Source organism: Rhodopirellula sp. UBA1907 (genome assembly GCF_002337565.1).
GTDB classification, from domain to species: domain Bacteria; phylum Planctomycetota; class Planctomycetia; order Pirellulales; family Pirellulaceae; genus Rhodopirellula; species Rhodopirellula europaea.
This window is the reverse complement of the sequence record NZ_DDGH01000031.1, coordinates 57,254-67,317: the sequence shown is the minus strand read 5'-3', so window position 1 is coordinate 67,317 and position 10,064 is coordinate 57,254. Positions and strand designations below refer to the sequence as shown.

Sequence of the window (10,064 nt, the reverse complement as noted above, 5' to 3'; positions counted from 1 at the left end):
GGGGCGAAACCCAGACGCCAGCCGCCATTTCTTTTTCGAACGTCCGAATGCCGTACGAACTCCTGAAATGGAGTCTGGCGGATGCTCTCGCCAGACTCCCGGCAACGCCAGCAAATCACTCGCGGACCGGCATTCGGACGACTTGGCCGCTGATGGCGGGCAGAGCTTCGATGTCGGTGGTCGCTCGTGACGCGGCACCCTCGCTGGCTTCGTGAGTCATGATCACCAAGGGCACGGTGTTGTCCGATGAACTTGCTTCATCCTTCGATTTGGGTTCGTGCTGGATGACCGAAGCGATGGAAATCGATTGGTTGGACAAGACACCAGCGATCGCCGCCAAAGTTCCTGGGTCGTTGGCGACTCGCAATCGCAAGTAGTACCGGCCTCGCAGCCGATCGACGTCTCGCTGAGCGGTGCGTGGAGGACGCTCGGCCGAAAAGTACTCCAGGGTTTCAAACGTGATCGGGGTGCGTCCCACGGCAGTGTCGATGACATCGGCGACGACGGCTGATGCGGTTGGCATCTGGCCAGCACCCAGCCCGTGATAGAAGACGGGCCCGACCGCGTCACCAACCACGCGAATCGCATTGAAAGCGTCGCGGACTTCGGCCATGGGTGTGCCGATGGCAACCAAGGTCGGTGCGACAGACAATTCCAATTCGCCATCGACCAAGCGAGCGGTGGCGAGCAACTTGATCCGGTATCCGAGCTGGCGAGCGTAAACCAAATCGGCTGGATCCAGCCCATCGATTCCGTTGCGAGGGATGTCTCGCCAGTCCACAGTGGCTCCGAAAGCCAAGTGCGAGAGGATCGCCAATTTCTGAGCCGCGTCGGTTCCGTCGACGTCCATCGCCGGATCGGCTTCCGCGTAACCCAACTCCTGAGCCCGTTTGACAGTCTCGTCGTAGCCGGCCCCCTTTTCGTCCATTTGCGAAACGATGAAGTTGCTGGTTCCGTTGAGAATCCCTTCGAGGGATTCAATTTGGTTGGCCGACAAACACTGGCTGATGTTGGCGATGATCGGGATGCCACCGGCCACGGCTGCTTCGAACGCGATGCTGCGTCCGAGTTCGCGGGCTCGCGTGAACAATTCGGCGCCGTGTTCGGCCAGCAACGCTTTGTTGGCGGTGACGATGTCCTTGCCGGCTTCCATCGCCCGCAGCATGACTTCGCGAGCCGGTGACAACCCGCCCATCAATTGGATGACAACGTCGATTTCGGGGTCATTCAGGACGTCATCGATCGAATCGGTCAGGACTCCTTCGGGCAGATCAATCCCGCGAGGTTTGCTGAGATCGCGGACGACAGCCTTGGACAACCAAATGGTTTTGCCCGCGTGACGAGCGGTTCGATCGCCATGATCGATCAACAGACGAGCCACGCCGGCACCGACGGTTCCCATCCCGATGATGGCAACGTTGGTCCGGTCCGATGATTTTTGCTTGGTGGATGTAGCGTTCATGTGGGGGATGGTAATCAGAGCCCACGATCATTGAACACGGGGGTCATCCAGATTCCGCGACGAAGTCCGCGGTGCCGAACGGAGATTCCGGTCGGTCGGGTTCGTTCGGCCCCCGAAAAGCGTCCGCCTTCAGAATCAGGCGAATTGGATGGCAATCAAAAGAAAACGGCGGTGCAACGTGCCCAAACGCTGCCCCGCCGTTCTCATTTTCAATCGCAAGAAACATGCAGCCGGGTCTCGGTGTCGCAATCCCACACCACGACACGTGCCCCCGTCTGTCCGTTTCGGCCATAGCGTCGGGTCCTCCACTTGGTTGACCACGCCGGCTAGTCGTAATGTTCGGCATAACCGAGCCCCGAGCGAATGCAAATTCCGCTAGAAAGCCGACTTCATCGGCCCACCGTGGTCGACCTTGCCGGTTAAGGCAATTCGGCTCGTCACATTCCAGATTTATTCACTTTCGATCTTGTGACCGATCCGATTGCTTTGAGAAACTTGAGTGAGATTCGAAACTTTCCGTCTCGAATATTCCCGACCAATCGCTTCCGCCGCTGCAAGGATGCTCCGATGGCAATCGGCCCCCTGACCGACACCACCACGTTGTCGATCGATCGCCTGTACGACCTCTATCACGCCATTGCTGAACGGGACCACGCGTTTCGTCTGCAAGCTCAATACGGCAGCACGCCACCTCCCAAGGGGCACTGCGAATTCCGTCCTTTGGGACGCCAAACGTTCGTGCAACGAGTGCTGCACTACGACTCCCTCCCTTCCCAGGTGGGCGCTGCATTCCGAGCCCGGTTGTCTCGCCAAGCGGAAGCTTACGGCGTGGATCCATTGAGCAAGACTCTCAACAAGACCAACGCTGCCTGATGAGCGACAGAGGCCAAACGCTTCGGCAAATTTTGCGTGCCGCGCACTGCCGCAGCACGCATCATCACTTCGCCTTGGACGCGACTGAATTGGTTCAAACCGATTCGGGAAAGCGTTTGGTTTCGCAATTGCTACGGCACCACGCTCGTTATTTGGCGGGTGCGAAAGATCCCGACGTGCGTTTTCGCGATTTTCAAAATCACGTCGTGCACGTCGACGACGGCTACTGGGGCGGCGCACCGCGCGTCGCTCACCAGTGGTACGACCGCTTGCAGCGTTACCTGCACCAATCACGGTTTGATGACGCGGCCCATGCCGCCGGTGTGCTCAGCCATTACGTGACCGATCCCATCCAGCCGCTGCATACGGCCCAGACGCCGATGGAAAAGGTTCTGCATCGACCGATCGAATGGTGCATCACTCAAAACTACATGGATCTCCTCGCCCAGTGGCGACAGGATCCCACGCGAATCGTCTTTCAATTGTCCGACCAACCAGGTTGGCTCGGCGAAGCGATCCTGCAATCTGCTCGTTTGGCCCACAGCCACTACCAAACCCTGCTGGACAATTTTGACTTGGCGGCCGCGGAACACGATTCCAAACAAGGCCTCAACGAAGTTTCCCGTCGCATCGTTTCACAATTGGTCGGGTTGTCCGTGACCGGTTGGGCCCGCATCCTCGAGCGTGCCGCGGCCGACGCCGAGCAGCGAAGCGGCCAATCCATTTCCACGGCCAGCCTCACATTGCCGATGGTATTTTCCGCCATCCGCGTCCCCGATCGCATGTGGCTGAAACGGATCACCTATCAAAACGAACGAGAAAAGGTGCAGCGGCTGGTCGATGAATTTCGACGAACCGGCGATGTGGAGCAAAACCTTCCCAGCGAAGTTCGCGTGCTGCAACGCGTGCGAACTATTTACCATCGCGAAAAAGAGTACCGCCAGGCGAAGGCCAAACTGGCCGCCGCCCGCAAAGCATTGGTGGCTTCCGAAGCAGCGGAACGCCAAGCCGAATCGCACGACGCAAACGTGCTGCCGTTTGTCAGCACCGAGGACAATGTCCGATTGCATGTGGCGGATCCGTTGGTCGACGCACCGTCGATCGGCAAAAAGACCGCTGCTCGGTTTGCCGGCATCGGCATTCACACCGTTGGTGACTTTTTGAAAGCCGACGAGAAAACCATGGCGCGGCGATTGGCTACGCGATGGATCACGGTGGACACGATCCATGCCTGGCGTTGCCAAACGATGTTGATGTGCCAACTGCCCTCAATGCTGGCCCGCGAAGTCCAACTGTTGGTCGGTGCGGGTTACACGACCACCGATGCCCTGGCCAAAACCGATGTGACGACGTTGCAATCCGCGGTCGAAGACTATTCGGCAACCTACTCGGGTCGTCGATATCTACGCGGGGCAAACCCGCCAACATCGAACCGATTGGAAATCATCATCGGCGACGCTGCTCACGCGATGATCAAACTCAAACGTGACAACGCGATGCACCACGACAATTCGGAATCATCCGAATCGGTCAATGCCTCCCAATCGGCTGACGTCTCTCAATCAGCCAACCAACCGCAGCAGTCGCCTCAGCGACGTGCCGCATGACCGATCACCCCGATCCGTCAACTCATTCGGCGGGCGTGACGTCCACTTCGATCATGCCATCGTCCTCCATTGGGACCGGCTGAGCGATCGCTGACGTTGCGGGTGCTGGTTGCACTGCTTCGTAAGTCGTGGCCCCCATTGTCGACTGAACCGCCGTTGGATCAAACCGTCCCGACGTCACGGGACGCGGTGCGGAAACCTTCTCTGGATGACGGCGAGGTTCGAGGAACCGCCCCAGTTCATACGCGTCGCGTTCGGCTCCTGGGCACCAGGCTCCCTCGGTCAAGTTGACTTGGTTGTACGCCAGCAACGATCCCTTCTCACGGTGGAAGTCACGAATCGCGAGGTTGTAGTTGCTGATCGATTGATAAAACTCCGACTCGCTGGTGACCACTTGCCGTTGGGCTTGCAACAGGAAGTTGATGTTGTCGGTCCCGTCACGATAGCGACGACGCAAAACCTCCACCTGACGCAAATCGGCCAGGTAGCGGTTGTAATTGGTTTCGACCAATTCGAACGTCAGGTCGATGGCACGTGCCGCGTCAGACAAATCGTGACTGATCCGCAATTCGGTTTCGGCCAGGACAGCACGTTCACGTTGCAAGTTCAGCTTGGCGTGAGCGACCGCGGAACTTGCGGCACGCAATCCAATCGGTGCCAAGAATTCGACGCCGGCCGTCCATTCTTGGTAGTTCCCGCCGGTGATCGAATCGACCAAGTTGTCGTTGAGACCTTGATCGCCAGGTCCGATCAAATTGTCGCCGAGACCACGCCAACGATATTGGCCGACAAAGTCCATTTGCGGACGACGATTCAAACGGGACGCCATCAATTCCATTTCGCGGCGTTTGACCGTGAACTTTTGACGACGCACTTCGACGCGGCGGTCGAGGGCTTGGCCCAAAGCACTTTGCCAATCGAAAACCACTTTCGCATTGAGTGGGTCACTGGTCGGACGCAGCAACGCCCCATCCGTCGCTGGCAAACCGATCAAGTATCGCAACGCTTGTTCGCGAGCGTACAAACCAGTTTCGCCCGCCAGAGCGGATTTGACTTGTGCTTCGAATTGGTAGTACTGCGAACGAGCTTGCGCTTCTTCGTCGCGTCGCCCCGTGCCGACTTCCAACCGCACCTGTTGGTACTGGAACGTTTGCAACGCCGACTCTCGGCCCTTCGCGGTCGCTTCCAACAAACGATACGAAGTTGTCAGGTCCCAATAGGCTTGCTCAACATCGGAGACCAACTGGATCACGGCGGCTTCAAAATCAGCCAAGGCAACGTCTTCGTTGACTCGAGCGATCAGAACACCGTTGTATTGGCCGACGGCTCCGCTGGCCCCAGCCGATCCGGCGATCCGGTTGTAAGTTGTTCCGGCACCACGCATCAAAGGCTGACGATACTCGGCTTCGAGAAACCCGATGAAATCGCTTTGGAATTGTCGGAACGGACGGTTGTTGCGGTCGTATCCGACATTGCTGCGCAACGCGAATTGGGCACCGGTTGCGGTGCGTTTCGACAATTCGTTGGTGAACGTCGCCTGGGTTGCTTGCGTTGTCGTTGGCGTGAACTGCGCCCCCAAACCACCGGCTGCGATGTTCTGAGGTTGATCGACTTTGTTCCAGAACAACGATTGGCTGTACTGAGCGTCAAAGTCGGACAACGCCGCTTCGACACCGCCCAACGGATCCGCATGAGCCAAGCCTGGCGTGAAGACCGTCGTCGCGGATTGAGGAGCACTGACCACCGCGCCACCGATCGTTCGCAGCACGGGGCTGGATCGCAACGCTTGTTGGACCGCTTGTTCCAGCGTCAACTCCACGCTGGGCAGATTGGCCGGGTCTTCCAGCGTATTGGGCTGAACCGCAGACACGGCAGCCGAAACGACTGGCGTGGCACATTGGTTGACCTCGGGGTACTCGATCCGCATTGCCGAATGGTCATGGTACGACGTTTTGGTATCGTGCGGACCGTCCGGGATTTTCTGCGCCCAATGGCATCCGCTGGTCAGCGTGGATGCCGCCACCGCGACGCCCAGCCAAGAGGCCAAGCGACGACGACGGGTTTGCTTGCGCGAAGAGAGAGACGTTTGCCGATCCATGGCAATCTCGATTCCATATCAGGATGGTTCCCTCCGCTCGCACCAACATCCTTGTCGGTGCCCAGTCGCAGAGGCGGATAGTTTCGTTGTCAAATCACTCGACGCTAAGGCAGAGCGATGATTCCGCCCGCAATTGCGGCGGCTTCTACAACAACAGCACGCCGTTCAAGCGGCGGACGCTGCATCACGCAAGGAGCCGACGAGCCGGCTCGGTAGTATCCCTTGCTGTAAACGATGTCGCACGGTTCCTGAATCGTTGCCAAGTACGGCAACATTGGAATCGTCGTGAAGAACCGAGCGCCAGCAGCGATCGGTTGCATGCACCCCCATCGTTCGTGACCGTGTCGTTCCAACATTCGGTCTTCGAAGTACAACGGATGCGAGTATGTGTTTGGTGCAGTCCAAGGCAAAACCGCTCCTGCCGCCACCATTCCACGAGCGAATGGATCCTCCGGCAAAGCAATCGCAGCGACGTCTTCGGAAGAATCAAAATCATCCGGCAGACGACCATTGCCAATCGTCGACGTGTCCAACGAAACGGCTCGGAGCGAAGGCAACACGATGCGACCACCGGTCACATCGGGCAATCGTTCGCTGATGAAGGGTTGCGAGAACAAACCGTCCTCATTCTCTTCATCTTCCTTCGCGTCGGCGATGATTTCATCCCGCAGCGACATTCGATCTTTGTCGTTGGTGGCTTCCGCACGATCGTTTTCCGCGCCGGTGCGTAGCAAGTCTCGCAAACGCTGGCGGCGAGCCTCGTCGGCATTCGCCGGTTCAGCATCGCTCGGGACGTCGCTCGCTGCGGCGGAGTCTTCGACCACGTCGTCGTCGATCATCGCGAAACCGGCCGCGGCGAAGAAGCCGCTGGGTAGCGACGCTACTTGTGCATCTGGAGTGGTCAACGCCATCGGTTCGTCCGCGGTGCCGACCGTCGCGGTCGAGGACAAGCATCCACACAATGCCCATGCGAACGTACGCCGACTCGGCCGAATCCCCCGGACCCAACGCATCATTTCGTAAAATCGATTGACCGAGAACTCTGCGAACATTCTCGACGTGTTCCGACGACGGACGGGGCCATCACCGAACCACCAATCCCATGTAGATTCCAGCATTGCGATCGTCTTCCTTGACGGGTCATGCAAAAAGTGAAAGCTCGTTCAAACAACGACCTTCCCGTGCATCCTTCGGGTCGTGACAAACAATCACTCCAAATCAGTTGATCCACCTTGCGCGTTTGTTACGCCGGATCGGCACACATTCAGCACAACCCGCACAAACGGACCCGAACGATTGCCAGAGACAATTAGGGACCTCGACGACCCCCGGCTCTCGCCCTACCGAAACCTGCGACACCGTGAAACTGACGACGGTTTCATTGCCGAAGGCAGTTTGGTGGTTGAGCGACTGCTGCAAAGCGACCTCGGCGTTCAATCCGTGCTGATTCATACCGGTCGCGAATCAAAGTATTTGCCACTGATTCCCGGCAGCGTTCCCGTGTACTTGATCGATCGAGAACTCGGGAAAGAACTGGCCGGCTACGACTTTCATCGCGGTGTGCTGGCACATGGTTCCAGTCCCACCATCGAACCACTCGAAAAATTTCGCGACTCCGCCCGATCCTCGCTCGCATTGGCACTGGTGGGGTTGAGCGATCCCGAAAACGTGGGCAGCCTGCTTCGCTCCGCCGCCGCATTGGGTGTTCGCGACATCCTGCTCGGCCCACAAACAATCTCACCGATGACCCGCCGCGTCATCCGAGTCAGCATGGCATCGGTGTTTCGACATCGCTTCTATCGATTCGACAAACCAGCGGAACAACTGCGAGACTTGGCAAACGCGGGCATCGCATCCATCGCGACGCTTTTGGATGATACCGCGATTCCACTGATCGATCTGCCCAAAGCGATCCAATCAGACCGACGTGTTTTGATGGTTGGCAACGAGGCCAATGGCTTGCCACCGGAGATCGCCGAAGCAGCCACCCACCGCAGCATCTTGCCGATGCGAAACAACACCGACAGTCTCAACGTGGGGGTCGCATCAGCCATCTTCCTGTACGAGCTGACTCGATTGCAGGACGCTGATCATGCAAACGGCTGATGTGCCACACTTGCTGTCGGCCTTGATTCGCCACGCGAAACAGCGGCCAGACGAAGTTGCGTTGGTTGATTCTTCCACGGGCCACTCCGTTTGGACCTGGGGAGAACTGGCTCGCATGGTCAACGCGACCGCGAACATTCTGCAGACGCGGTTGCCATGGACGGACGCGTCCAAACGTTTGACCTATCGATGCACCAACCATCCCAACGATGTGGTGTTGTCTTTGGCCTGCATCGCTGCCGGGGTCACGGAGATCCCCATCGACGCATTCTTACCTGCCACGCAACAAGATGCCCTGATCCATCGATCCAAAGCGTTGCACTGGGAACACGAAACCCACGCTCGCTCGGTTTCCTCCACCAACCTGACCAACGCGATCTCGGACCTGGAAGCATCGGCCCACGAAGTTGACCTTCACGCGCCGTCGCTGGTTCTGTGGACCAGCGGCACGACCTCCGAACCTCGCGGAGTGATGCTGTCCCAGCACAACCTGACCACCAACGCGAAAGCGAAACTGTTGGCGGTCCCTCAAGAGGCTTCAGATCTGCGACTGTCGTTGCTGTCCATCGCTCACGCCTACGCGCGAACCAGCGACATGGGGACGTGGTTGTTGTCAGGCTGCCGATACAGTCTCGGTCGAGGCCGTTCCACATTGCGTTCGCTGCCCGTTCGCCTCTCGCCGACATTGATCAACGCCGTGCCGGTGTTGATCGATGACATTTTGAACCGAATCGAATCCGGTCAAACCAACCTGCAATCGTTGCGTCTAATCGGTTGCGGTGGCGTCGCGATGTCCTCCCAGCAATTCGAGCGATGTCAGCGAAACAACATCGGCGTCATTCAAGGATACGGCTGCACCGAAACGTCACCAGTCATCTGCAGTGCGTCGCCTGCCAATGCGACTCCCAATCGAGTCGGTCCCTTGGTCGTGGGCTGGGAATCCAAAGTCGAAGACAAACGCCTCTTCGTCCGGGGCCCCGGCGTGATGCTCGGCTACCTCGATGACCAAACCGCGACGCAGCAGAAGATGTCACCGGACGGTTGGCTCGACACCGGAGACCTGGTTGAGATTCATGACGATGGCCAATTTCAGATCCTGGGTCGAGCCGACGATGTGATCGTGCTGGACAACGGCTTCAAAGTCTTTCCCGCCACCATCGAACGGCAACTGCTGCAGTTGCAGGGAATCGAACAAGCGGTCCTGCTGCATCACCAAGGCCAACTCTGGCTGCTGCTTTCACGCGACCCGTCACAAGCAACCGCCGAGGATCAGACCGGCCGCGATCCAGTTGAATCATGCTTGGCCGAGGGCCTTCCGCCAGGAACCAACGTGAAGCAACTCAAGTTGCCCGAACCATTGTCCATCGAAACCGGCGAACTCACCGCCAAGGGAACCCCACGCCGACCAATCATCCGTCAGCGCCGACTCTCTAGCCCCCCGGACAGTCGCCCAAACCACTCTCGCGATCCATAACGGCCTGTTATCCGGAAACAATTCGCAGCAAGACCGTTCGCCATCTGTCGACGGGAAGCATCTACTGACATTGGTCCCCAAACCGAAGCCTGAAGAAGCTCGGTCAAATTCGGGATGCACGGACAACAAGCAAGTGCTGCTGGTTTCCTAGGCACGTTCGCGACTCTCGATACGGCATCCTCTCTGAACAAACGAACTCGGCTCGATCGTTTGTATCAAGCCTCAAAAAAATCGCTCTCGTCTGCGGGGGACCGCAACTCCCATAGACCCAGCAACGGGACTCTGTCCCCCGTTACTCGCGATTCTTGAGCTGTGAAGGCAAATACGACGCGCGGTTCAAAGTTGATTTGGCTTTCGAATTGCGAGGGGGATGAAATGAGAATCAGGCCGTCGAGATTCGCTCGATCTTGAAGCATTGGCACGAACCTGTAGACGCCAGATTCC

Annotated in this window: 7 protein-coding genes; 4 read left to right on the top strand and 3 right to left on the bottom strand. The window is 58.1% G+C overall.

The features are described 5' to 3' along the window. Positions 1–115: 115 nt before the first annotated feature. Positions 116–1,462, bottom strand: a complete 1,347-nt coding sequence (locus B2R17_RS06840; RefSeq protein WP_286763377.1) for a homoserine dehydrogenase — start codon at positions 1,460–1,462, stop codon at positions 116–118. Positions 1,463–2,029: 567 nt separating this feature from the next. Here B2R17_RS06840 and B2R17_RS06835 point away from each other — a divergent pair. Beyond that, positions 2,030–2,335, top strand: coding sequence for a hypothetical protein (locus tag B2R17_RS06835; RefSeq protein ID WP_008661670.1), 306 nt, complete (start codon positions 2,030–2,032; stop codon positions 2,333–2,335). Next, the gene (locus B2R17_RS06830; protein WP_286763376.1) at positions 2,335–3,942 is read left to right on the top strand and encodes a DUF4332 domain-containing protein; all 1,608 of its coding nucleotides are present in this window, start codon (positions 2,335–2,337) and stop codon (positions 3,940–3,942) included. Before B2R17_RS06835 ends, B2R17_RS06830 begins: the two co-directional genes overlap by 1 nt. A gap of 22 nt (positions 3,943–3,964) precedes the next feature. Here B2R17_RS06830 and B2R17_RS06825 read toward each other — a convergent pair whose 3' ends face one another. Both B2R17_RS06825 and B2R17_RS06820 read right to left on the bottom strand, forming a co-directional pair. Further along, the gene (locus B2R17_RS06825) at positions 3,965–6,040 is read right to left on the bottom strand and encodes a TolC family protein (RefSeq protein WP_286763375.1); all 2,076 of its coding nucleotides are present in this window, start codon (positions 6,038–6,040) and stop codon (positions 3,965–3,967) included. A 104-nt stretch (positions 6,041–6,144) separates the two neighbouring features. Then, positions 6,145–6,990, bottom strand: coding sequence for a hypothetical protein (locus tag B2R17_RS06820; protein WP_286763374.1), 846 nt, complete (start codon positions 6,988–6,990; stop codon positions 6,145–6,147). Between the two features lie 346 nt (positions 6,991–7,336). Here B2R17_RS06820 and B2R17_RS06815 point away from each other — a divergent pair, with 346 nt between their 5' ends. Together B2R17_RS06815 and B2R17_RS06810 are read left to right on the top strand one after the other, a co-directional pair. Next, complete coding sequence (locus B2R17_RS06815) at positions 7,337–8,146, top strand: TrmH family RNA methyltransferase (protein WP_286763373.1); 810 nt, start codon at positions 7,337–7,339, stop codon at positions 8,144–8,146. Next, positions 8,133–9,620 (top strand): class I adenylate-forming enzyme family protein, encoded by a 1,488-nt coding sequence (locus B2R17_RS06810; protein ID WP_286763372.1) that lies wholly within the window; start codon positions 8,133–8,135, stop codon positions 9,618–9,620. Before B2R17_RS06815 ends, B2R17_RS06810 begins: the two co-directional genes overlap by 14 nt. The last annotated feature ends 444 nt before the right edge of the window (positions 9,621–10,064 follow it).